The sequence below is a fragment of the Chryseobacterium sp. Chry.R1 genome (genome assembly GCF_039645525.1).
GTDB classification, from domain to species: domain Bacteria; phylum Bacteroidota; class Bacteroidia; order Flavobacteriales; family Weeksellaceae; genus Chryseobacterium; species Chryseobacterium proteolyticum.
In genome coordinates, this window is the sequence record NZ_CP151793.1 from 3,111,667 (window position 1) to 3,136,263 (window position 24,597).

23 protein-coding genes are annotated in these 24,597 nt (G+C 38.0%); 7 read left to right on the forward strand and 16 right to left on the reverse strand.

Going from position 1 to position 24,597, the window contains the following annotated elements; translation table 11 throughout:
- Positions 1-34: 34 nt before the first annotated feature.
- The 6 genes from AAEU33_RS14110 to AAEU33_RS14135 all read right to left on the reverse strand — a co-directional run bounded on the left by AAEU33_RS14110 (position 35) and on the right by AAEU33_RS14135 (position 4,658).
- Entirely contained in the window at positions 35-430 is a 396-nt protein-coding gene (locus AAEU33_RS14110) for a VOC family protein (protein WP_345988166.1), read from the reverse strand.
- A 233-nt stretch (positions 431-663) separates the two neighbouring features.
- Complete coding sequence (locus AAEU33_RS14115) at positions 664-1,071, reverse strand: GNAT family N-acetyltransferase (RefSeq protein WP_172282505.1); 408 nt, start codon at positions 1,069-1,071, stop codon at positions 664-666.
- Between the two features lie 151 nt (positions 1,072-1,222).
- Complete coding sequence (locus AAEU33_RS14120) at positions 1,223-2,083, reverse strand: PhzF family phenazine biosynthesis protein (RefSeq protein ID WP_345988169.1); 861 nt, start codon at positions 2,081-2,083, stop codon at positions 1,223-1,225.
- Positions 2,084-2,128: 45 nt separating this feature from the next.
- Entirely contained in the window at positions 2,129-2,737 is a 609-nt protein-coding gene (locus AAEU33_RS14125) for a dual specificity protein phosphatase family protein (protein WP_345988171.1), read from the reverse strand.
- Between the two features lie 297 nt (positions 2,738-3,034).
- Positions 3,035-3,832, reverse strand: a complete 798-nt coding sequence (locus AAEU33_RS14130) for an SDR family NAD(P)-dependent oxidoreductase (protein ID WP_345988173.1) — start codon at positions 3,830-3,832, stop codon at positions 3,035-3,037.
- Between the two features lie 196 nt (positions 3,833-4,028).
- A complete protein-coding gene (locus AAEU33_RS14135) occupies positions 4,029-4,658 on the reverse strand; it encodes an AraC family transcriptional regulator (protein WP_345988175.1) in 630 nt (209 codons plus the stop codon).
- A gap of 294 nt (positions 4,659-4,952) precedes the next feature.
- Here AAEU33_RS14135 and AAEU33_RS14140 point away from each other — a divergent pair, with 294 nt between their 5' ends.
- Positions 4,953-5,723 (forward strand): T9SS type A sorting domain-containing protein, encoded by a 771-nt coding sequence (locus AAEU33_RS14140; RefSeq protein ID WP_345988177.1) that lies wholly within the window; start codon positions 4,953-4,955, stop codon positions 5,721-5,723.
- Between the two features lie 154 nt (positions 5,724-5,877).
- Complete coding sequence (locus AAEU33_RS14145) at positions 5,878-6,672, forward strand: CPBP family intramembrane glutamic endopeptidase (RefSeq protein ID WP_345988179.1); 795 nt, start codon at positions 5,878-5,880, stop codon at positions 6,670-6,672.
- 121 nt (positions 6,673-6,793) lie between these two features.
- Here AAEU33_RS14145 and AAEU33_RS14150 read toward each other — a convergent pair whose 3' ends face one another.
- Positions 6,794-7,063: a hypothetical protein gene (locus AAEU33_RS14150; RefSeq protein ID WP_345988181.1), complete on the reverse strand. Its 270-nt coding sequence runs from the start codon at positions 7,061-7,063 to the stop codon at positions 6,794-6,796.
- Between the two features lie 468 nt (positions 7,064-7,531).
- Between AAEU33_RS14150 and AAEU33_RS14155 the strand changes: the two genes are divergently transcribed.
- Entirely contained in the window at positions 7,532-8,227 is a 696-nt protein-coding gene (locus AAEU33_RS14155; RefSeq protein ID WP_345988183.1) for a VIT family protein, read from the forward strand.
- A 28-nt stretch (positions 8,228-8,255) separates the two neighbouring features.
- On the opposite strand, the gene AAEU33_RS14160 is transcribed toward AAEU33_RS14155, so the two are convergent.
- Positions 8,256-8,762, reverse strand: coding sequence for a hypothetical protein (locus AAEU33_RS14160; protein WP_345988185.1), 507 nt, complete (start codon positions 8,760-8,762; stop codon positions 8,256-8,258).
- A gap of 312 nt (positions 8,763-9,074) precedes the next feature.
- On the opposite strand from AAEU33_RS14160, the gene AAEU33_RS14165 reads away from it, so the two are divergent.
- Complete coding sequence (locus tag AAEU33_RS14165; RefSeq protein ID WP_345988187.1) at positions 9,075-9,998, forward strand: NAD-dependent epimerase/dehydratase family protein; 924 nt, start codon at positions 9,075-9,077, stop codon at positions 9,996-9,998.
- 28 nt (positions 9,999-10,026) lie between these two features.
- On the forward strand, positions 10,027-10,935 hold the full coding sequence (locus AAEU33_RS14170; protein WP_345988189.1) for a helix-turn-helix transcriptional regulator: 909 nt from the start codon (positions 10,027-10,029) through the stop codon (positions 10,933-10,935).
- Here AAEU33_RS14170 and AAEU33_RS14175 read toward each other — a convergent pair whose 3' ends face one another.
- On the reverse strand, positions 10,936-11,727 hold the full coding sequence (locus tag AAEU33_RS14175; protein ID WP_345988191.1) for a hypothetical protein: 792 nt from the start codon (positions 11,725-11,727) through the stop codon (positions 10,936-10,938).
- A gap of 719 nt (positions 11,728-12,446) precedes the next feature.
- Between AAEU33_RS14175 and AAEU33_RS14180 the strand changes: the two genes are divergently transcribed.
- A complete protein-coding gene (locus AAEU33_RS14180) occupies positions 12,447-12,932 on the forward strand; it encodes a DoxX family protein (RefSeq protein WP_345988193.1) in 486 nt (161 codons plus the stop codon).
- 99 nt (positions 12,933-13,031) lie between these two features.
- Complete coding sequence (locus AAEU33_RS14185; protein ID WP_345988195.1) at positions 13,032-13,820, forward strand: PhzF family phenazine biosynthesis protein; 789 nt, start codon at positions 13,032-13,034, stop codon at positions 13,818-13,820.
- A gap of 87 nt (positions 13,821-13,907) precedes the next feature.
- Here the strand turns inward: AAEU33_RS14185 and AAEU33_RS14190 are convergent, their stop codons facing one another.
- From AAEU33_RS14190 to epsC, 7 genes are all read right to left on the reverse strand, one after another.
- Complete coding sequence (locus AAEU33_RS14190; RefSeq protein WP_345988197.1) at positions 13,908-15,425, reverse strand: TSUP family transporter; 1,518 nt, start codon at positions 15,423-15,425, stop codon at positions 13,908-13,910.
- A 4-nt stretch (positions 15,426-15,429) separates the two neighbouring features.
- On the reverse strand, positions 15,430-18,306 hold the full coding sequence (locus tag AAEU33_RS14195) for a TonB-dependent receptor (protein ID WP_345988199.1): 2,877 nt from the start codon (positions 18,304-18,306) through the stop codon (positions 15,430-15,432).
- 236 nt (positions 18,307-18,542) lie between these two features.
- Entirely contained in the window at positions 18,543-20,216 is a 1,674-nt protein-coding gene (locus AAEU33_RS14200) for an NADPH-dependent assimilatory sulfite reductase hemoprotein subunit (protein ID WP_345988201.1), read from the reverse strand.
- A gap of 39 nt (positions 20,217-20,255) precedes the next feature.
- Positions 20,256-21,965: a flavodoxin domain-containing protein gene (locus AAEU33_RS14205; RefSeq protein ID WP_345988203.1), complete on the reverse strand. Its 1,710-nt coding sequence runs from the start codon at positions 21,963-21,965 to the stop codon at positions 20,256-20,258.
- A complete protein-coding gene (gene cobA / locus AAEU33_RS14210; RefSeq protein ID WP_345988205.1) occupies positions 21,955-22,800 on the reverse strand; it encodes a uroporphyrinogen-III C-methyltransferase in 846 nt (281 codons plus the stop codon). Before cobA ends, AAEU33_RS14205 begins: the two co-directional genes overlap by 11 nt.
- Before the next feature lie 26 nt (positions 22,801-22,826).
- Positions 22,827-23,738 (reverse strand): cysteine synthase A, encoded by a 912-nt coding sequence (gene cysK, locus AAEU33_RS14215; RefSeq protein ID WP_345988207.1) that lies wholly within the window; start codon positions 23,736-23,738, stop codon positions 22,827-22,829.
- Between the two features lie 27 nt (positions 23,739-23,765).
- Positions 23,766-24,596, reverse strand: coding sequence for a serine O-acetyltransferase EpsC (gene epsC, locus AAEU33_RS14220; RefSeq protein ID WP_345988209.1), 831 nt, complete (start codon positions 24,594-24,596; stop codon positions 23,766-23,768).
- Between the last annotated feature and the right edge of the window lies 1 nt (position 24,597).

The following is a 24,597-nucleotide window of genomic DNA, read 5'->3' on the forward strand; positions in this document are numbered from 1 at the left end:
ATTACGGCAAATATAAGAATTAAATCCAGGAATACTACATATGGAATACATTAAAGGTATGGCCGTCAGGATCCGAAAAAACAAATCCATAGTAATTATCTCCGAAACTTTGAGGCGCAGAGACAATGGTGCCACCGGCTTTTTCAACTTCTTTAGCCCATTCATCTGCCTGATCTTTGCTTTCTGCAGATAGCGTAAAAACAATCTCATGGACTTTCTGGGTGTCGCAGAATTCTAACGGCTTAAGATTGGACTCCAGGATATTTTTCAGGAAAAAATGGATCACAAAATCATTGTCACCAAAGAAAAAGCTTACCAGCTGATCAGAGGTGTGCGGACCATTAGGTTTAAATCCTAAGTCTGTATAAAATTTGTGGGTACGTTCAAGATTGGCTACGGCCAGATTTGACCAGATCATTTTAGGTTTCATAATGATTTTATTTTTTGGTTAGGATAAAGGTATAAGGTTTATAAAGAATTTACATTGCCATATGACAAGATTTGTAATGGCTGAGAATCGGATATTTGAAAAGGTGACAGAAAGATGAGCGTATGAAGGATAATTACCCCTATTCGGAATGAATTTTAAAAGTCCTATAATTTATATTATGTTAAATTGTATATGCTAGTATAATTTCATGTATCTCTTTATAATAAGCATACTTAATAATTTCTTTGAATTATAAATGCTTCAGAAATATTTTTCATTCCAATTTTTTCATAAAATTTAAATGCATTTGCATTTGAATGCAAAATTAGTTTGCATTCATTGCCTGCACTTTCTTTTGTGAGTTCAATTAATTTTTTTCCAATATTCAGATTTCGATATTGTAAGTCAACGCAAAGATCTGAAAGATAGCAACAATAACTAAAGTCGCACAAAGAACGAGCAATTCCAACAAGTTTTGTGTTATCCCAAGCAGAAACTATCAGATTTGCATTAGTGAACATTTTTTGTAAACGAATTTTATCATTCATATCTTCGAGTGGCAAATAATCAGAATCAAATAATAGGGCTATTATTTTTTCAATTTCTATTTCTTTGTTTAATTTATATATTATGTCTTTCATATAATTCCCTATAACGAAGTGTTGTCAAATGCCTTGTCAAATTTATCTGTAAGTTGGCAGAGCCGATTTGTTTTAATTCTTACTAAAGACTTTATGTAAGCCTGATTTTCAATTTTATTTAAATATATACCAGGAGCAAATTTGCTCTTAGCTAGATGAATACTTCACCTTGTACTATTTTACAAACATCCCCTTCTACAAAAACATGATCCATTTGTTCATTTTCACCGGTGACCATAACTTTAATCTGGCTTGGTCTTCCCAAAAAATGCCCCTGCTCAATAATGATTTCGTTATTTATTTCTGCAATTTTATTCTCAACTAAGTAGGGACCTACAGGACCAGCTGAGCTTCCTGTGGCAACATCTTCTACCGAACCCTGATTATCCCAGGTTCTCCCCTGCTTTCCGGCAACATCCAGAACAAATATGAATTTGGCACCAATTTCATTAAGCTTAACTTCTAAATCAGGAATTATAATTTTTGATTTGCCTAATGCACTGGCTTTTACAGGAACTATTAAGTAAGGTAAACCAGTAGAAACCACCTGAAATGGAAATTCTTCGAATTTGTCCTCCATGCTCAGATTTAAATAGCTTAAAAATTCATTTTCTTGTTCTTTTCTTAATACCGTTTTAAATTCCGGAATTCCCTGATTCATTCTTGCTGAATAATAGTGTGGTTTTTTTGTTGTTTCCACAACAACCGGTTTTTCATTAAGCTCAATAGTCCAGCTGTTTCTCTCCTTTTTCGGGGAATAAAGATCGTGAAGCATTGCAGACAAGCCGATTATGGGGTGTCCTGCAAAATCCAGCTCTTCTTCAACTGTAAATATGTATGCTCTGAAAGTGTTCGGATTGATTTTATAATAAAAGATACTTTCAAATTGCTTCATTTCCTGCGTTAGAATATGCATGCTCTTTTTATCAAATTCCTCATTAATCTCAAAAATGGTCAATCCGTTTCCAGAAAATTTCTTTTTTGAGAAAACATCTACATGGTAGTACTTCATTATATTTAATTTTTATTCAGTTTGTTGGATATATTATTTTATCTCTTATAAAGAATCCTGTTTTTTGCCTGATGTTCTTTTCTTGTAATTCAACAGATAAGTTCCTTTGTCCGAATTTTTAGAGAAATTACTACCGAACTCCCAAAGGAAACGGGCATTTGCTCTCGCCTCTTCGTTGGTGAAATTTTCATATTCAATTCTGTACAGTGAGCTGAATAAACGCGAACGCCCAACACCATGATGACAATGGATCAAAACAGGATAATTTTTAGGGTCATCCATAATAGATAAAAACTTTTTTACCGTGCTGTCCTGGGGAATCTGATCGGTGGGCAAATTGAAATAATGAATACCTGAAAGCTTATCTACGGCATTTTCTTCCGCATTTACCTGTTTCTTTGTTTCCGGGTTGAGTTCCGTTTGCTGCAGGCCATCCCGTAGGTCAATAACCGTTTTTATATTGTGACTCTTTAATACCGCCGGTAATTTGTCAGGAGGAATAACTCCTGAATTGTACACCTTGTTTTCTGAAATGGTGACTAAATTATACCGCACCTTCTTTTGATAAAGGGCACCAACTAAAAATAAAAAAGCTATTATTAAAAGCGGAATTAGTATTTTTTTCAGCGTATTGTTTTTAAAATTCAGGCTCATGATTGAAGGGTTAAATCTTGTATCGTGGAAAGCTCTAATTTATTTAAAAATATTCATTTTTTCTATAAAAATGTTTTACGTAAAAAACATTTTTGATCTAAGGGCTATCCGGGATTTATTTGACTTTTTGAAATGCAAATTACTGGTAGTTAGCTTTTAAATATAAAGAAAAGGAGACCAGAAGGTCTCCTTTTTATTTCAACAATTTTCTGTAAATGTCTAAAAGAACCGATGTATTATGCATCAAATGAATTCTACTGATCCGGCAGATCACTCGGGTCTGCCGGATTTTATTATTTACAGGCAACGTATTGTACCGCCGTCTACCCGAAGAACAGACCCACTGATGTAGTTGGCAAAACGACTACAAAGGTATACTACAGCTCCGGCAATCTCTTCGGGTTCACCAAACCTTCCTGTGTCATTAGGGATAAGCTCCTGGACAGCTTTGTACTTGATCTCCTCCATATCTGTTCCCCAATTAAATTTCGGGGCTGCATTTTTGAGCCAGTCTTCCACCATTGGATTGATAATGGCACCCGGCGACACCACATTTGATGTGATGCCGGTATCTTTTAGTGTTCTGGCAAGCGAAACAGACATATTATGACGGGCAGCCAGGGTTGCATTGTAATGAGGCTGCTCTTTAATCGGTTGTATGCCAAGGCCTCCTCCGATATGGACTACCCTTCCCCAACCCAGATTTTTCATCTGTGGCACAATACGTTGAATCATCCGTACATATGAAACTACATTTGTATTGTAAATATTCAGCCAGTCATCGGCTGTCGCTTCACCCCAGGACTTATGGGAAGTTGCACCTGCATTATTAATCAGGATATCTATCTTTCCAGACTGGAGTGCTTCGGCGGCTACCTGATCTGCTCCTTCATCAGTTGAAAGATCCCCTATAGCAATTTCTGCAGACCCTCCTTTATCGATTATTGCTTTTGCAACGTTCTCGGCACGGCTTTTATCACGGCCATGAATAATTACCATAGCACCTTCATTTGCTAGCATTTTTGCAATAGCTTCGCCGAGGCCGGAGCTTGAACCTGTAATTAATGCTCTTTTTCCTTTTAATTGTATATCCATTATTATTGTATTGGTTTTTATTGATATTATTTTTTATTGGGAGCGTACCCAAATGCTTTTTTATAAGCATATGAAAAATGAGAAAGATCTTCGAATCCCAGATCCAGGTATATATCAGAAGGCCTTTTTCCTTTTTCCTCTATTTGATATTGAGCATCTTCCAGTCTTTTTCTGACGAGCCACCTGCGGGGGCTCGTCAGAAAAGCTTCTCGAAATCTCTTTTGAATCCGGCCAGACTTCTCCCTGTAAGAAAAGCAAAACGTTCAATACTGATATTATATCTGTAATGACTATTCATAAATGCCTCGAGATTAATTTTACCGGGCTCTCTGAAATCAAAAAGGATATTCTTAAACTGTGGATTGTTTTTGATCAGTAACATGATCAGCTCCCGGGTTTTTAACATTAGAATATGATGATCAATTTCAGGCTCCTGCAGATAGGGAATCAGAGATTCTGTAAATCCTTTGAGAAGATTATCGGGACTGATCAAAAGCACTTCTCCGGACAAATTCATTTCATCTGCTATCCATCCGTATTGGTGACTCATTTCCTTTAAAGTGGTTTGGTCAATATGGATAGCAATTGATTTAAAGCCCTCAGTACCGGTATTTTTAACGTATTTAGCCAGCTGATTCCTTCTGAAGAATCTGAAATCTCCCTGTTGAAACGAATATTTTTTATTGCCAAGCCATACCTCATGTTTTCCCTGCAGGATATAGCTGAAAATATGGTCGGTTACAAAGGCCTCTCCTTCTACATCAGCTCCCTTATAATCATTTAATATTAATCTTGGTCCTAAAACAGTTGGGTCTTTCTTTTTCATGCTTGTATCATTATTTGCATGGACAAAGTTATGGGGGAAATCAGAGTTTAACTTTGCAGGAAAGCTCAAAATACTTTGTTGAAAAGCTCGGACTGAAGAATGATATGATAATGGGTCATATCATTTTTAATATGAGCATTATCGGAGTTTCTTTTAATAGTATGTTATAGACGATTACTAGGGAAAACAAGACAGATACTAGACCAGTTTGCTCAGTTGCTAATTGTTTGTTGGCTGTACCTTATTTTAATCTCAATTTTATTAAAAATATTTTACTAACCTAAATTTAATTGCATGAAAAAACTAATTCTATTTTTATCCTTTATGTCTTTCTTTCAAAGTCAGATAATTGCGCAGATAATTGCTCCTGTAAGAGATACCTATAACATTACTTTTACCAGGGATGACAATTTTATAGGTGAAACCGTACCAGGGCACGCCCATACAAATGTTACCCTGGATATAAAAATTGGCTCTAATATAAGAACAAATACTTTTCTTCCAGATGTTGTTTCCTCAAAGGATTATAATTTTCCTGTGATCTATCTTCTTCCCGGGAGCCCGGCCCCTGTCACCTATGTTAATGTAACTTTTAGTACTCCATCCTTACAAAGCGGATATTATGAGCTTGGAACCCATGTTGGAGATGAGACTATAATTCCTCCTGTGACCTACTATACCGGTCAATTCGGATACGGTGTTGCGATTACCTGTATTGCTACCAATAAATATCTCATGAGAATTACCCGTTTTGAATGTAACCTATGCATTCCGGGAGGTGGTATACCGGTTACAAAAACAGCAAACCCTCAAAATACACCACTAATAGCTCCAAATCCAAGCATGGGACTTACCGAATTGTATTATACGGCTGCAGGTAAGGAAACAGTTTCAATAAACATAGCAGATATTAATGGTAAAACAATAAATGCTTATTCTAAGGATTTAGAAGCCGGTTTACAAAAGCTTCCTATTGATATTCAAAATCATTTGAGCGGTACTTATATTGTTCAATGGAGATCCAGTACCGGTAAAACCGGAAGTTTGAAACTGGTTAAAAAATAAATCAAAAAAAAAGCTCTCAATAGGTATTGCTCCTGCATTTTGCAGGAGCTTTTTTATTCAGTTCCAACAGAAAATTCTTAATTGGCTTTTTTATTATTATTTTTACTTTCAGAAACCAAGCAGTTATTAGTTTAATTAAAGTATCATCAACCATATGGAAAGAAAAGAATTCATCAAAACAGGAGTATTATTTTCTGTTTTGATGATGAGCCTCTTCACTCAGCTTATATCTGTTACAGGATTTTTAATTATAACGTTGTTTGCAGCTTTGGTCTATCTGTATACTGTGCTGGCAAAGAACCTGAAATACAGCAGGTTTTTATATCATACTTTGGCATTGGTAATTCTGGCTGTTTCGATTATCATTTTTCAGCATCTGTTGCCGGGGTTTAATAATGTGCTCATTTTCGACAAAATACAGGTTTCAAAAGACGGTGTTCCTTTCACAATGTACTTTAATATAGATAAAACGTTGGCAGGACTTACCCTGTTGTTATTTGTAGTACCGCCTGGAGCTGGTTTCAGGTCCGCTTTGAAGAAAAGCTGGTCCCTGATTTTGATGACCATTCTTTTGCTGATGGGACTCACACTATTATTTAGTTTTGTAAGAATTGATATTAAATTTCATCAGTATTTCTTTGTATGGGCTTTGAATAACGTGCTGTTTGTCGTCATGGCCGAAGAGGTTTTGTTCAGAGGTTTCTTTCAAAGGCATTTGTCTTTGCTGAATATTAAAAACAGTCAGATAATTGCTGTTGTTATTGCCGGATTAAGCTTTGGAGCGTTGCATTGGGCGGGTGGAATATTGTATGTTCTGTATGCTGCAATAGCCGGGATTATGTATGGTTTAATTTACCAGAGATCAAACAATATACTGGTGAATATATTGAGCCATTTTTTATTGAATATCATTCATATTCTGTTTTTTACCTATCCATTTTTAAAATAAAAGTTTGTCCGTAAATCTCCGGTTCCAAACCCGCTGATTAATGTTACGGAGCGTTGTATTGTTTATTTCTGGACATAAAAAAACCGCCCTTTTCGGAGCGGTTATTAGTCTTTAATTTTTATTAGTGGCAAGTGTTTGCTCCACAGCTAACAACAGTAATGTGTACTACGTTGTTGATTCCGCACTGCACCTGGCAAAGTCCGTTTTCAAGATTTTTGATCACTTGAACAACAGTTCCTCCAACTGCACCACCAACAGCACCGATAGTACCGCCAACGATAGTTCCAACACCTCCTAATACACCACCTACTAATCCTAAGATTGGATCAAGGAATCCATCTCCTGAAATAGTTTTCAATTGCTCTCTGTCTAATTTTTTTAAATTTTTCATGATATAATTTTTTATGATTAATACATCACTAAGATATGAAAAATTATAATATGACAAATTTTTTTTGAAAAAAATAATTAAATATTCTTATAATTTAATATTCGATTAATATATAGGGTGTTTAGTAAGGATATCGTTTTTGTGAAAACACCCTTTCTGAATGCATTTTAACGGATATTAGGGGGCCTTTTTTCCGGAATGAATATTTATTTATAGATCCTGGTTGTAGCGTTGCGTTATTTTAAAGTTGTATTATTGTTACAGCTCGCTCCTGTAAAACAATAAATTTCTAAACAAATGTTTGACCCCAGGAGGTGCATGTACTGTTGATTAGAGATTATAAATATTTTTTTCGAAATGAGAAATTGTTGAAATGGCGTTTAGCATTGTCTTTTTATTTTTACAAAAGTAGAATACGGTATTATTTCCTTATATTTAAGATGAGAATAACCATTTATTCATTCGTGTATGCATCATCAACAGGAAAAACATTATGTAAACAGGGTTGGTTGGCTGCGGGCAGCCGTTTTGGGAGCCAATGACGGTTTATTATCTACAACAAGCATTGTTATAGGAGTTGCCGCTGCAGAATCACAGCGTAACACGATCATTCTGGCTGCATTAGCCGGGATGATCGCCGGTGCCTTGTCCATGGCTGCAGGTGAATACGTATCGGTGAGTTCACAGGAGGATACCGAGAAAGCTGATCTTCTGCGTGAGAAAAGGGAGTTGGAAGAAATGCCGGAAATGGAACTTAAAGAACTTGCCAAAATATACGAAGAAAGAGGTGTGAGTAAGGAAACAGCAATGCAAGTTGCCGTTGAATTAAGTGAGCACAATGCCCTGGAAGCCCATGCCCGGGATGAATTAGGAATTAATGGGATCAGCCAGGCCAGGCCATTGCAGGCTGCCATTGCTTCTTTGGCATCATTTGCTGTGGGCGCCATGCTTCCTTTTCTTGTATCTCTTTTAGCTCCTATTGACCAGATGGTTTATTTTCAATATGGATTTTCCATTATTTTTCTGATGATTTTGGGAGCTGTTTCTGCAAAAACAGGAGGTTCAAAAATCGGAATTGCTGTGGTAAGGATTTGTTTCTGGGGAACTGCTGCGATGGGGATAACGGCACTGATAGGGCATCTTTTTGGAGTAACCGTTTCCTGATATTTGTCAAACAGTGATCTCTGTCCTATTATTTCTTTTTGATTCCAATCATTTTTAATGCCGTAGGGCTCAGATAGATCTCATCAAAAACAGTAAGGGATTCAATATCCGTAAACGTTTGAAATTTTGAATCATTTTTATTGAAAGATAATTCTATCGATTCATCATAGGATGCTGTAATGCGTACGACCGAATACCCATTGTAGGCCACTTTAAAGCCTTCAAAAAAGCAGTTTTGTTCGGCTTTCTTATAGACATTATATTCTTCAAATCCGCTTACAGCAGGAGTATCATCGGAAAGAACTTCATTGTGCTTAAGCGATTTCCAGGAAGAATAGTTTTTAGGTTCCTTCAAGACATTCCCATTTGGATCTACAGGAACAAACAGGGCAAGCGTTAAGGGATGTCTCAGAAAGTTAGCATAATTTTTCATCAGATTTAATGTCTGAAGATCGGCGTATCCTTCGTTTGAATAATACTCAATGACAAAATCGGTCATTGGGATAAGCTTATGGGAAGCATCATTTGGCATCATTAATATTCTCTTTGTCTCGAATGAATTTGATTGTTGGGCAAATATACAAGTTTAGCATAAATACACCTCCTTCACAACGTTCAAGAATGCGGATTAGTACAGGAATTTCCGGTATTTTTTCTTAGAATAAATAAGGTTAGGAATGGAATTGGGATTTGTCATTATGTTAGAATGATCAACACCTGTGATTGAAATATGTGTAGGGCAACAACAGAGATTATGTTACAAATTCAGGTGATCGGGATACAATTTCATTCAGATTATGCCCGAATTTTGCATAGGAATATAAGTCAGAAATAAATACCCATAATTATGCAAACAATATTAGGTGCTAATGGCCAGATTGGCGAAGAACTGGCAAGGGAGCTAAAGCGGAATTTCACTTCCGATATCAGAATTGTAAGCAGAAATGCAAAAAAAGTAAATGACACGGATACCGTCTTTTCAGCGGACCTCTCTGTTAAAGAAAATGCGATTGAGGCGTTGAAAGGAAGTGAAATTGCTTATTTCACACTAGGGCTTCCGATGGACTCGGATCTTTGGGAAAAACAGTTTCTCCTTATTACAAAAAATATAATTGAGGCTTGTAAAGTAAACGGAACCAGGCTTGTATTTTTTGATAATACCTACATGTATCCTCAAAATGGTAACGTTCTTACGGAAGAAACACCGTTTGCTCCTGTGGGTAGAAAAGGAAGAGTAAGGAAGAAAATGGCAGAAATGCTTTTAAAAGAAATGGCAGCAGGAACTATGGATATTGTCATCTGCAGAGCTCCGGAATTCTATGGCCCCGGAAAAACACAGAGCATTACCAACGCTTTTATTTTCGATGCTATTAAAGAGGGAAAAAAACTAAAGGTTCCTTTAAGAGATGATAAGTTAAGAAGCTTAATCTGGACACCCGATGCGAGCAGAGCTACCGCTTTGATTGGTAATACACCCGATGCCTATGGTCAAACCTGGCACTTACCTGTTGATGATCATCGGCTGACTTATAAAGAATTCATTGCTTTGGCTTCGGAAATTTATGGACAGGAATTCAGATATTTTACAATTCCTAAATTTGCTTTCAGGATTGGAGCCCTGTTTAATGAGAAAGCAAAAGAACTGCAGGAACTTTTTCCCAGATATGAATATGATAACCTTTTTGATGATTCAAAATTCAGAAACAGATTCCCGGATTTTGAAGTAACCCCATATCGAAAAGGCATAGAACAGATAAAAAAAGAGCAGTAAAATACGGTAACTTATAAAACAACAAACGATGAAAACTCCTGAAAAAGTATCTTCTATTACAGCAATGCATCATTATCTGAAGCTTAAAAAACCTACGAATCCATTGATCAGTGTTTTTGATTTTAATGAAGTGTCTGTGTCTCCGGACACCATTCTGAGTGCTATTACAACGGAATTTTACGTTATTGCGATTAAAAGTGATTGTGCGGGAAGATTCAAATACGGTCAGCAATATTATGATTTTGAAGATGGAATCATGTACTTTATTGCTCCCCATCAGGTGGTGCAGTTTGAAGATATTCTGCTTTCTGACGTTAAAGGAAGTGTATTGGTGATTCACCCGGATTTTTTGCAGGGCTATCCTATTGCTTCTTCCATAAAGGATTACGGTTATTTTTCCTATTCTGCCAATGAGGCTTTACACCTTTCCGAAAAAGAAGAAAATTCTGTTACGGAAATTATCGCCAATATACGGAGGGAAACGGAAAATAATATGGATGTTTTTACCCAGGATTTACTCATCTCCAATATTGACCTGCTTTTGAAATACTGTGACCGTTTTTATAACCGTCAGTTTTTAACCAGAAAGAAAGTAAATAATGATCTCTTAACGCAATTGGAAACACTGCTTGATGAGCAGTTTAAAAATAAAAGCCTCATCATCAATGGAATTCCGTCAGTACAATTTATAGCAAACGAATTGCACATCAGTCCTAATTATCTCAGCGATATGTTGCGTGTCCATACGGGACAAACAACACAGCAGCATATCCAGAACCGGCTGATTGCAAAAGCTAAAGAATTGCTGTCTACGACTTCAATGTCGGTTTCGGAAATTGTCTATCATCTTGGTTTTGAGCATTCGCAATCTTTTCACCGTTTGTTTAAGAACAGGACTTCGCTTTCTCCACTTGAATTCCGGCAGACTTTTAACTGATTATTCTTTTGCGGCCTCTTTTTCCAGTTCTTCCTGAAATTCAATAAGGGCTTTGGTGGTTCCGGATTTTAAGCTTCCGTTCTTTTCTCCTTCATCCCAGGTTTTAAAAGCTTTTTCTTTTAATCCTAATGTGTAATAATAGCTTCCCAGAACCGTATACCCTTCAGGCTCTCCCATGCTTATTATTTTCTTTGACAGGGCAATTAATTCAGGATGAGGTTGTATTTTTTTTGAGGCGATTTTCTCCGGTTTGGTCAAAAGTCCGGGAGTATACTTCATCATTTTGAGCCCAAAAAGATTCATGCAGGCCTTTGCTAACCCTTTATTGCAAAGTTCTTCATTCACTTCATCGGTTTTTCCTGAAAACAGGGCTTCAAAATCCAGATCTGAACCTGAAGGACTTTTTGTCTTATCATAGTATTCTGCTAAAAGCCGGGCTTTGTTTTGAGCCTCCAGAGGACTCTTTCTGTTATTGACTTCGGAGCTGTCTTTTTTCTGAACCCAGACGCCTTTTTCAACCCAATTGGAAATCCCGAGCAGTTTTCCTTTTTTAATTTTAAAGATGAAAATGCTTTTATCAGGATAAATAATTAAACTGTCATTTCTTGTAAAATAATCTCCATAATCCATATCACCTATCGAAACTTTCCCGTTTCCATCGAAGTTAAAACTGCTGTAAAGTGTATCGTCACTGCTTGCTTTGTAATATCCCTGAAGGGAATTGTCGGCATTTTGTGCCGAAAGAATATAGCTTGATAAAAAACATAGTATTGACAGGATGCATCGTTTCATGGTGCCTAATATTTTTGGTGTGATTTTTCTTTGTGCAAAACTATTAAATAAAAAACAGTTATAATAATTGATAAATATCACATCTGTAGTGAATGGATGTAAGAAATTTCACCCGTAAATATTTTATTACCTTTGTCTGGTGTAAGGAAGTGCTTATGGTGAAACAAATCGGTTTATGGCATTATATAAAGGTATTGAGTATATTTTTGATGCTTGCCCATTTGTTGATCATTCAGTCTGGTACAAATTCTTTTACGGCTCCGACCACTGTCTTTTTTCACATCAAGGAAACTTCCCATAAAGAATGTGATAAAGTTATTCTCAAAGAAAACAATACAACGCCTGTAAAATGTAATGGCAATTATTGTTCAGGTTTCTCATCATTGTTTACTGCACCATTTTCATCTTTTACATTCGGTAGATTTGAAAAGGATGTAAAAAACCGGTTCTTTTTATATGATGATCCATCCTACTCTTCTTTTTTTAATTCGATTTGGATTCCCCCAAAAATAACAGCTTAATTTCTGATTGTCTTTGGTCTTATCAAATAGTGACAGGACCTTATTATTGCTTACAATAATACTATCCGGGATCTATATGCCGGAATATATGCACATTGCTTTATTCCTTCATAATCTGTGATCTGGATTTTAATAAAATGCAAGGCCGGGATTTCTGTACCTTCAATAATGTTTAATTAAAATGAATTAAAAAATATAATGAAAACAACCATATCAAACTTTGAAAAAAACAGCAATACCATTTATATTATCTGTAGAATCCTGATAGGGCTGTTCTTTTTTATCGCAGGGTTTAATAAATTATTCCACCCTATTTTCCAGGGATATATGTTCAATACCATCAGTAGTATAGGTTTTCCCTTTCCGGCGTTCACTGCTCATTTTACAGCTTTTTGCGAGTGTGTATTTGGCTTATTTTTAATGTTGGGTTTCTGGACGAGAATAAGTTCTATTATTCTGATCATCATAATTCTGGTAGCCTTATTGACACATGATCTGAATTCAATTCCTAAAGAGCTAATTCCGATTAAGCCGGAAACCGGAGTTTATGAAATGGATCCTTTTACCTGGCTGAGTTATTTTCTTTACCTGCCTCAAACCCTTTATTTACTTTTTCTTACCCTGTTCTTATTCCGGGGATGTGTGGGATTTGGGATTGATACTTCGAAAAAAATAAATGCGTAAATATACCTGAAGGTCCATCTGAAGGATATTGCCCCTATTGGAATGCCAAGATGAAAAGAAATTTTTAATTTTGCAGGAAACAAGTTTATATCCGTAATTATGAAATTAGAATTATATCAGATAGATGCATTTACAGATGAGCTTTTCAGAGGAAATCCGGCATGTGTTGTACCATTAAAAGAATGGCTTCCGGATGAAACTCTTCTTAAGATTGCTATGGAAAACGCGGTTGCCGAAACAGCATTTTTTATAGACCTCGGTTCAAGAATACATCTTCGCTGGTTTACCCCTGAAATTGAAATGGATTTATGCGGACATGCAACACTGGCAACGGCCCATTGTCTGATTTCAGTTTTAAACTATAACAGGAATGAAATTATCTTTGAAACAAAAAGCGGTGATTTAAAAGTTACCTACAGGGATGGGCTATATTATCTTGATTTTCCTTCGAGAATGCCTTCCCCGTCCTCTTTACCGGATTTGATTTCAAAATCATTGAATATCCAGCCTAAAGAGGTATTTAAATCCAGGGATTATGTTCTGGTATATGATAATGAAAATGATATCAGAAACATCAAAATCGACAGGCAAATCTTTGATCAGATCAATCTGGACCCGGGTGGCGTGATTGTAACTGCAAAAGGTGACCACAGCGATTTCGTTTCAAGATATTTTACTTCGCAGGCAAGTATTCTTGAAGATCCTGTAACAGGGTCGGCTCATTGCTCATTAATTCCTTTCTGGTCTGACAGATTGGGGAAAAAAGATCTTTTTGCAATGCAGCTTTCCGAAAGGTTAGGAAAGTTATATTGTGAGGATCAGGGTGATCGGGTGATCATTGCCGGAAAAGCAAAAACGTATGCTGCCGGACATCTGTGGACGGAATGATTTTTATAGGAAGTAATCATTACATCTATATTGTTAGCAAAAAAGCTCCCGTGAGGGAGCTTTTCTGTATAGGTAAAATCCTGGTTGCTAGATTATTGATTTGATAATTGTGGTAAGGCTCATTGCAATAACCACTATTCCTACAACCACAAACATTTTCTTTGTAGGAAGCCTGGAAGTAAGCATTGCTGAAAAAGGAGCAGTGAAAACACCACCCAGTAAAAGTCCAAGCACGATATTCCAATGATGGATACCAATGGTAAAAATAAAAGTAACAGCACTGGTAAGGGTTAGAAGAAACTTAGCAACAGTAGAGCTTCCTACAACATAACGCGGAATTCTTCCTTCTTTGATCAGGGTTCCTGTAACCAACGGCCCCCAACCGCCTCCGGCGAATGAATCTATAAAGCCCCCAACCAATCCAAGAAGCCTAAGGTTGGTTCTTTTTTTTGTTTTTATACGATCTTTTGTTTTTTCCTTGAAAGCATTCCTAAGAATATTCAGTCCCAAATACAAAGTATAACAGGCGATAATAGGCTTTACGATATGCGCATAATATTCGCCGTAATGGGATAAGGTTAATGCACCGATCACAGAGCCGGCAATGGCCAGCGGAAACAGAACCCAAACCAGTTTTTTATTGACATTTCCCAGTTTATAGTGGCTGAAACTTCCGGCTGCAGTAGTAAATGATTCTGCAGAATGAATGCTTGCGCTTACTACGGGTGGCGGAACATTGAGCAACAAAAGTATAGTGGTGCATATTACTCCGTACCCCATACCCATTGATCCTGCTACAATTTCTGCCAGAAAACCAGTAAGAAGCATCCAATAAAAAATGTGGCCGTCCTTATTAAGGAACACCTGAATGTCATCCGAAAGGTTAAACTGATAAATAATAATTCCTAATACGCCTAAAAGAAGTAAAACTCCGATGACAGCGAGATAAATGTTTGCTCTTCTCTGGGCTATTTTGGTAATGTGGATCAGCTTTTCGATTTCCAGATCTGAATTCGGAAAGCTTTTTTTTCCATCAGCAAGATATTCTGTCGTTACCCGGTTCAGTTCTTTTACTTTATAATTAAAATCTCCCTTTAGCTGGTTACGAATATCCTGCATATTGTCCAGTACCGTATCCATTTCATCAGGAATGATTTCGGTAAATGTTTCCCTTAATCTTTTGGCAATGGTTGGCGATTTTCCGTTGGTTGAAATGGCAATTTTCAGACTTCCTTTCCTGACAATGGAGCCTAGATAAAAATCGCACAAATCCGGTTTATCCGCAATATTCACCAATAGATCATGATTCCGTGCCTTTTCCCTTATCTGACCTGCCAACTCAAGGTCATTTACGGCAATAATCGCAAGATCTGCATTATTAAAATCATTCTCATTATACGGTCTTTCATGTATCTGTATATTAGGGAACCGGGCTTGTAAAGCTTTTACTTCCGTAATAATTTCCTTGGCTACCAATTTAATTGAAGTTTCAGGGGAATTACCCAGTACCGATTCCAGCTTTTCAAGGGCAACCCTGCCACCACCGATAATAAGGAGTGACAGCTGCTCCAGCTTTAAAAATATGGGATATAAGGAATTGCTCATTTAATTATAGTTTTAAATCATAGGTAAAAGCCAGATAATACAATCCGCCTATTTCAGGCCCGGCTGCATATTGAAAATAACGCCTGTTAAAAAGGTTGGTAGCTCCAACCTTTACATTGGCATGGATCTCAGGAAGCTTCCATGTTGCCTGTGCATCTATAGTGTAATATGCCGGAATATTCCCCGAGGCCAAAGGACTTTCCCATAAAAACTGATTCTGCCATCTTGCCACGACTGTAAATCCGATATTTTTAATGATCTCCCTGTTTCCTATACTTACATTTACCATCCATTTTGGGGTGTTGAATGAAGTAATGAACAGGTCGGATGCATTGTTCGAAGCCAGATCATTATAAGAGACGTTAGCATTGATATTGTAGTTTTTAATAATATTATATCTGATTCCCAGAGAGGTCCCGTAACTTTTATAAGTACTATTGCTGTTGGTATATACCCGATAACGATCCTGCTTGCTTCGGTCGGTCATATCCAGCACTGCATTATTGCTTCCCACCTGACCGTTTTTAGGTACGGCCACTTCTACCTGTCCCAGAAAACCTTCGTAGATATTATAATAAAAATCCCAGTCCAGTACCAGTTTACTATTAAAGAAAACCGATTTGTATCCTACCTCAAATGAATTGATCTTTTCAGGTTGTAACTTTTGAAGATTGGCAACGGCTAAAAGATTCTTATTGTCCAGGGCCGCCTGGTTAAGGGTTTTCCCTCCGTCTACATCTGCATTCACAGCAGAAGTAAACTTATCAATTGATGCTAACGTGTAAGAATTTTCGAGATATCCTAATCCTTCGTTGACCTTTGAAAGTCCTCCGACCCTTCTTACATTTCCGTTGTTGACGAAAGACAATGCTTCAAATAATGAAGGAAAACGGTATCCATTCTGAAATGATGCTCTGAAGTTGTGCTGGTTTACAGGAGAATAGACGATACTTATCCTCGGATTCACTTTAGCTTCAAATTCAGGATTTCTGTCCACCCTTAAGGCGGCATTAAGTTTTAATTTATCGTCAAAGAAAAGCTTGGTAATCTGGGCGAAAATCCCATATTTCTGATAGATAACATCCTTACCAAATGTTCCGTCAGCTAATGGGATGTTTCTTTCTTTAACCGGCCTGTTAAAATCTACAAAATTGTTTCCATCGGGAGTAATGCTGTAAAGACGATAATCGATACCCGCAAGGAGATTGAATATTTTTACAAATCTGCTGAAATCATAGGTTAGCTCTCCCTGATAAAAACGCGATTTTTGCTCCAGTTTTGCTCCTCCGGTTGCAGGTGCTCCTGCCACTCCTCCATTGGCCGAATCCCAGTTATTAATCCCAATAATTGTATTTTTTAATTGTTCAAAAGCCGGGGTTCCCGGGACTACTCTGTTTTTATCGGCTTCCCTTCTGGCAAGAATAAAAGCTTCATTAAGGCTTACACCGGCATTAATACTGTTCTGCAAAGCCGTCTGAAATGCATTTCTCCAGTTGCTGTTAGAAAGATTCGTAAGATCAAGATTATCGGCTAATGGTTTCAGATTATAGGAATCTCCTGTATTTTCTATAGAGACATACGCTCTGAATGTAAGCTCCTTACCAGTCAGTTCAACTTTGTGATTCTGCACCGTCGCATTTTGGAGGCGGATTTTATTTCCCCTCTGGAATGTTCCGTCCAGCAATCCGTACCGGTATACATATGAAGTCTTCCATTGGTCTCCAAAACGGTAATATAATCCCGCATCAAATTTAATGTTCTTTACTTCAGGACTTACAAGGTCTTTTTCAAGATACCCTGTTCTCGATACATTGAATGTGGTAGGTTTGCCGTTATAATCTACTTTTACGGCAACCCGGTTGTTTCTTTCATCTCCGTATTTGTTCCAGAGATCCTCTGCAGGGTTATTAGCTAATGAAAAATTGGGATTGGCCGTAATCAATGGATTGGCGTTCTGATCGGTTTGATTATTCGAGATCCAATCGACTCCGCTGAAATAAGAGGCATTAACTTTTACCGCCAGATTTTTATTTAAAACTTTTGCAAACCGTATTGCACTCTCCCCCAGAGAACTTATTTTATGATTAACGTTGTCTACATGATTCACGCCGCCCCGGAAATAAACGCTGAGCCCTTCGGAGGTAAAAGGATCTTTTGTCTGAAGGCTTGCCAGTCCGTTGATGGCATTCATTCCGTAGAGCGCAGACGCTGCACCGGGTGTAACCTCCATAGACTGTATATCCAGCTCTGTAGGTCCGATTGCATTTCCTAAAGGAACACCCAATGTAGCAGATTGTACATCTACCCCATCTACCAGCTGCATAAACCGGAAATTATTGGGAGAATTAAATCCCCTTGAGTTAGGAATTTTTAAAGTAAGGCTGGACGTTAATAGTTGTAACCCTTTTACATTTTCAAGGGTTTCATAAAAAGATGCAGCAGGGCTTTCCCTGATCGCCCGGATATCAATCTTTTCAATAGCTATTGGTGATTTTAAAACTTTTTCCGGAACTCTTGATGCAGAAATGACCACTTCATCAATGATGGCATTCTGCGGATTAAGTTCCACCGCAATTTTATTGGATAGGGATAATATTTCCACCGTTTGGGTGAGAAAACCTTCTTTGCTGATGATCAGCCTGAAAGGTACTTTTACCCTTGTACGTATTTTAAAATTACCCTGTTGATCTGTTAATGAAGTATCCTCAGTGTGTTCAACCTGCACCTTTACGGTACTGATCCCTTTCCGGGTATCGGTATTTTTTATCGTTCCGCTTAACTCTACGAGCTGCTGCTGCGCTTCTGCAAGAGTACAAAATAAGAAGATCAATAGAAATACAGCTGATCTCTGCAGAAAATATCCCTGCTTATTGTTTTTCATTTTTTCATTTTTTAGGTTATGTGAATGAGCCTGTTTAAACTTTTAATAAGGGAGGATTCAGATATGTTTTTAAAAACAAGCAACATTAAAGTCTTTGTGGCTTGCGATTTAAATAATTTAAACAGTTAATGCTATCATTGATTTAAAATCAACAACACATACACATTCGTTTACCTAAAATAGAATGGTTTTGTTTTTTAGTTTGTTTCTGACGATAAAATGGTTGTGTCATATTTTCAATTTAAGTTTTGTAAATAACGATAAGAGAAATCACCGAAAGTTTCTTCTTCTAGTTTATCTTGTATGTAAATTCCAAAAAGCTCATCAAGCGTTTCAATGATTTCTTCCTCGCCGATATTCTCTTTGAATTTCGTGTTAAGACGGGTTCCTAAGCGGTCTCCCCCAATGTGAAGGTTGTATTTACCATAAGCAGTACCCACAAAACCGATCTCTGCATTAGGTGATCTTCCGCAACCATTCGGGCAGCCTGTCATCCTGATCGTGATATCTTCCTCCAAAAGGCCATATTTTTCGAGTACGGGTTCTATTTTGGTTACCAGGGAAGGCAGATAACGCTGTGCTTCTGCTAAAGCCAGGGAACAGGTATTTAAGGCTACACATGCTACAGAGTTTTTGCGCAATGCGCTGGCTCCGGTTGTATACCCAGAAATACCATATTCTTTCAGGAGACGTTCAATTTCAGGTTTATCAGCTTCTTTAATATCCGCAAGAATAAGGTTTTGGTTACAAGTAAAGCGGAAATTAACCTTGCCGGTTTCTGCAATTTTTAATAATCCTGATTTTAAGGGGTAATTATCCGTGTTGAGAACTCTTCCATGTTCAACAAATGCGGTGTAGAACCAATTTCCTTCATGGTTTTGTGTCCAGCCGTAACGGTCTTTTCTTTGTTCAAACTTAAATTCCCTGGCGGGTTCGAAGGCAAAGCCTGTTCTTTTTTCAACCTCCGCTCTGTATCCTTCGATTCCCATTGTATCGATTGTATATTTTAGCCTGGAAAGTTTTCTGTCACTTCTGTTTCCGAAGTCACGCTGTACAGTGATGATTTCATATACGGCCTTTAAAGCTTTCTCTTCGGTATCCACAAACCCTAATACTGAAGCCAAACGTGCATAGGTGGCCGCATTTCCATGCGTTGCACCCAAGCCTCCTCCTGCTGCAATATTGTAGCCGGCGATTTTATTGTTTTCAATGATAGCGATGAGTGCAATATCATTGATAAATACATCCACATCATTATTAGGTGGAATAGCAATTCCAATTTTCAGTTTTCTCGGAAGATATCTGTCCTGGTACAGAGGATCTTCTTCAACTTTCCTGTCGACTATTAATTCATCATCGATCCAGATATCATAATAGGACTTGGTTTTAGGAAGACACATTTCACTTATTTTACCGGCTAATTCATAAGCTTCCTGGTGCAATGGAGACTCCGAAGGATTCGCAGTACAGGTTACATTTCTGTTCACGTCCCCGCAGGCTGCAATGGAATCGAGATGCTGTATATTGAAATTCTGGATCGTAGGTTTTAAATGTGATTTTAAAATGCCGTGCAGCTGAATGGTTTGTCTTGTTGTAATTTTTATCGTGCCTGTAGAATGATCTTCGGCAATGCCATTCAATCCGATCCATTGTTCCGGGGTTAAAAATCCACCGGGTAGTCTCAGTCTGATCATATATGAATACAACCACTCCAGTTTCTTGCTTACCCGCTCTTCCCTTCTGTCCCTGTCATCCTGCTGGTACATTCCATGGAATTTGATAAGGGTCTGGTCATCTTCTCTTATAGATCCTGTGAAATCATCCGCAAGACTTTCCTTTAACGTACCTCTGAGTCCGTTGCTTCCGGTTTTTATCCTTTCTACCGGCGAAAGGTTATCTTTATTGCTCATTATTATTTTCTTTTAATTGGTGATTATTTCCGGCAGATTTTAATAAACATCTTTCGCGTACCTGCCACTAAGTTCCATTTCCTCGAGATAGCTTACTGCTTCGGTTCTGCTACGTCGTCCTTCATCCTGTATGATATCCAGAAGAGTTTCTTCTACATCACGGCTCATCGGGTCTTTGGTTCCGCAAACGTAGACGGATGCTCCCCCTTCCAGCCAGTAAAATACCTCCTGTGCTTTTTGTTTCAGTTTATGCTGGACATAAATTTTTTCAACAGTATCCCTTGAGAATGCGGTATCCAGATGCGTTAATGTTCCTGTTTTCAGGAAATCAATCAGTTCCGATTGGTAAAGGAAATCTGAAATGAAATTTCTGTCCCCGAAAAATAACCAGTTTCTTCCTTCCGCTCCCGTGGCATCCCGTTCCCAAAGAAACGACCTGAAAGGCGCAATCCCGGTGCCGGGCCCTATCATAATGATATCTTTTTCCGGTTCAGGCAGTTTGAAGTGTCCCGCGTCCTGGATATAAAATTCAAGCTCTTCGCCTTCCTTAAATTGACTTAAATAACCACTGCATAAACCATTTTGCTTCTGGTCATCAATGAAAAATTCTGATTTCGCTACCGTAATATGAATTTCAGTATCACCATGCGCTTCCAGTGAAGAAGAAACAGAATACAAACGTGGGGATTGGCCTGTCAGTATCTTAATAACCTGCTCAAACTCATCAGGTCCCTTTACCGGATAGATCCTTAGAAGATCCAAAAGACCTAAACGGACATCCGGAATTGAATGACCAGTGATCTTGGCATATTGTGCAACGACAGACTTTAATAAATAACTTATATTAAGGTGTTTATGCAAAAGCTCCTGCACGCTGGCCGTAAGCTTTGTAGTTTGTATCTGCTTTTGGGAATTGATTCCGGTAAGCCGGATGATCTCGTCCACTGCTTCCTGTGAATTAAAAGGCATAATCCCTAAAGCTGCACCCGGTTGATAACTAAGGGTTTCTTCGGTTTCAATCTCAATATGATAGGTTTCTTTTTCTGAAGTGATATCGTTGAGGTTGATGATTGCAGATATTTTTCCCTTATATTTTCTTCGGCCGGAAGGTTGTTTTGGAGCTGAAGCATTTTTTAAGCTTCCTTCTGATGCTTTTTGTACAGCTTCAAAAACATGTTCTATCCAGGTTCCGGCTTCGCTTTCATAATCAATATCACATTTTTTTAAAGGAACAATACGTTTTGCTCCCAATAGCTCAAAACGGTAATCCACGTCTTCTCCTGTTTTACAGAATAAAGGATAACTGCTGTCTCCCAATGCCAGAACCCCGAACTTAAGATTGCTGAGATTGATTTCATTTTCATGGATATAATCATAGAATTTTTTTGCCAGAACAGGTGGATCTCCTTCTCCTTGCGTACTGATGATCACAAAGAAATAGTCTTCTTTACCAAGGTCTTTAGGCTTATATTGGGAGAGATCGGCTAATTTGACCTGAATTCCTTTTTTCTTGATAATCCCTGCAAGTCCTGTTGCCAGCTTTTTACTGTTTCCCGTTTCCGTACCGTATGCCAGGGTTATTTTCCTTGTAGTGATGGGATCTGGCTGGTCTGTATGGATAGGTGGTAGCGTAGCCGTCAAAGGAGTTCCTGCAAGACCGGCTAAATATCCGCTTGCCCATATGGTTTCATCCCTGGAGAACTCCCCGGATATTTGTTTAAGGACATTTAATTTTGTTTCAGACAGCATATTCGAAAAAGTTTTGAGTTTTTTGTATTAGGCTTCCATTTTCAACCGATTTAAAATAGAGACCTTCTTCTGCTGCATTTTCCAGCCACGAGAACTCTTCATGCAGATTCACGATCTTGCCGATAATCACCAGTGACGGTGAGGCAAATGTTTTACCTTTAAAATTATTTTCAAAGTCATCAAAAGAAGAAGTATATACCTTTTGATAAGGTGTTGTGGCCTGCTCAACGACAGCTATTTTTTTCTCATCGGAAATGTTCAGCCTGATGAACTTCTCAACCAGACCGGCAAGATTACCTTTGGACATATAAAAGACAAGAGTGTCGTCGGTCCCGGCCAGTTCCTTCCAGTATTCATCTGTAAGAATTTCAGATTTATAATAGGTTAAGAAACGGACTGATGTGGCGTATCCTCTGGCTGTTAAAGGCATGCCTGCGTAGGCTGCTGCTCCTAAAGCTGCAGTAATACCAGGGATGATTTCATATGGAATATGATTTTCTCTTAAAGTCTGGAGTTCATCCAGGATATTAGAAAATACAGATACATCTCCCCCCTTAAGCCGTACGACGGTTTTGTTCTGGCGAGCATAATCTACCATTAGAGAATTAATGAACGATTGAGGGGTAGAAGCATTTTTACTGCATTCTTTACCTACATATATTATTTCTGCGTTTTTGCTGACATAAGTCTCTAAAATTTCAGGACTTACAAGTCGGTCACACAGAATAACATCTGCTTCAGCAATAATTTTTACTGCTTTTACAGTGATCAGATCAGGGTTGCCGGGTCCTGCACCGATAAGATATACCTTGGGTGCTTTGATACTTGTATTCATTTAAAATCGGTTTTTAGTTAAAGGATTTAGAAGAGTCCTTCAATCGAAAGATACCTTTCTCCGGTATCATAATTTACGGTAAGAATTTTTGCTCCGGGTTGTATTTCAGGGAGATGTTTTGCAATCGCTGCCAATGCAGCACCTGTTGAAATTCCTACAAAAAGTCCTTCCTGTTTTGCTGCTTTCAGTGTATATTCAAATGCCTCTTCCTTACCTACAGTAATGACGCCATCCAGAAGTGTTATATCCAATATGGAAGGAACAAATCCAGCTCCCAGTCCCTGCAAAGGATGAGGCGCGGGACTTCCGCCGCTCAATACGGGAGACAGCTCTGGTTCTACAGCAATTACCCTGATATTGGGAAAGGTCTCCTTTAAAACTTTAGCAATTCCAGTGATATGTCCTCCGGTGCCCACTCCTGTGATTACATAATCCAGTCCGTCGGGAAAGTCCTTTATAATTTCCTGTGCCGTAGTTTCTGTATGTACTTTTACGTTGGCAGGGTTATCGAATTGTTTAGGAATCCATGAGTTCTGGATTTCCTCTGCCAGTTCGTTAGCCTTTTCAATAGCACCTTTCATTCCTTTTTCCCTTGGAGTGAGCACGAACTCAGCACCGTAGGTTTCCATAATCTTACGGCGTTCTATACTCATGCTCTCGGGCATTACGAGAATAAGTTTATATCCTTTAACTGCAGCAACAAGTGCAAGTCCTATTCCTGTATTGCCACTGGTTGGCTCTATAATGGTAGTATCTTTATTTAATAATCCTTTTGCTTCTGCATCTTCGATCATTGCTAGTGCAATTCTGTCTTTGATACTTCCGCCGGGATTGCTTTTTTCCAGTTTGATCCAGACTTCATGATCTGAATTAAAAAGTTTATTAATCTTTACGACTGGCGTATTTCCAATCGTTTCTAATGCGTTCTGAAATTTCATACCAATACAATTTTTATTTTTCTCTTTTTATATGACGAAGTTCAGCGACTCCGGTAATGTGTTGTTATCTTTTATTCTTATTTCCCCTTTATTATACACCAGGGAATTAGACGGAACGCTTTGAGTGATCCATACGTTTCCACCGATAATGCTTTCCCTGCCTATTGTTGTATTTCCGCCGAGGATAGTCGCTCCGGAATATATAATAACATGGTCTTCAATATTCGGATGTCTTTTTTGGTTGGCTTTTTCCTTCGAAACATTCAAAGCTCCCAAGGTTACCCCCTGATAGATCTTCACATGGTTTCCAATGATGGCTGTTTCCCCGATCACGATTCCTGTTCCGTGATCAATAAAAAAATGTTCCCCGATCAAAGCTCCAGGATGGATGTCGATCCCTGTTTTGCTGTGAGCATATTCAGAAATGAAACGCGGTAAAATTCTTACTTCCTGTTTCCATAACTGATGAGAGATTCTGTAGACATACGTAGCAAAATATCCTGGATAAGCAAGAAGTATTTCTTCAGGAGAATCCGCAGCGGGATCAAACTCAAGTATAGAACGGGCATCCTTGATGAGGTGATCATAAATTCCCGGGAGTGCATCAAAAAAGCTATCCGTCTGCACTTCTGCAATTTCCTCATCACCGGTTATGCTGTTGATCAGGCAAAACAGTTCGCCATATAATCTGGCAAAATTTTCTTCCAAGTGATCTTTTATCTCTTCTTTTTCGGGAAGAAAAAGAACTTCGTACAGGGTCGTAACAAAATTTTTGGCTTTTGCTTTATCAAAAAAAACATGACCGCTATTTTGTTTGTTGTCCCGGATTCTATCGATTAAATTACTAAATGCTGTCATT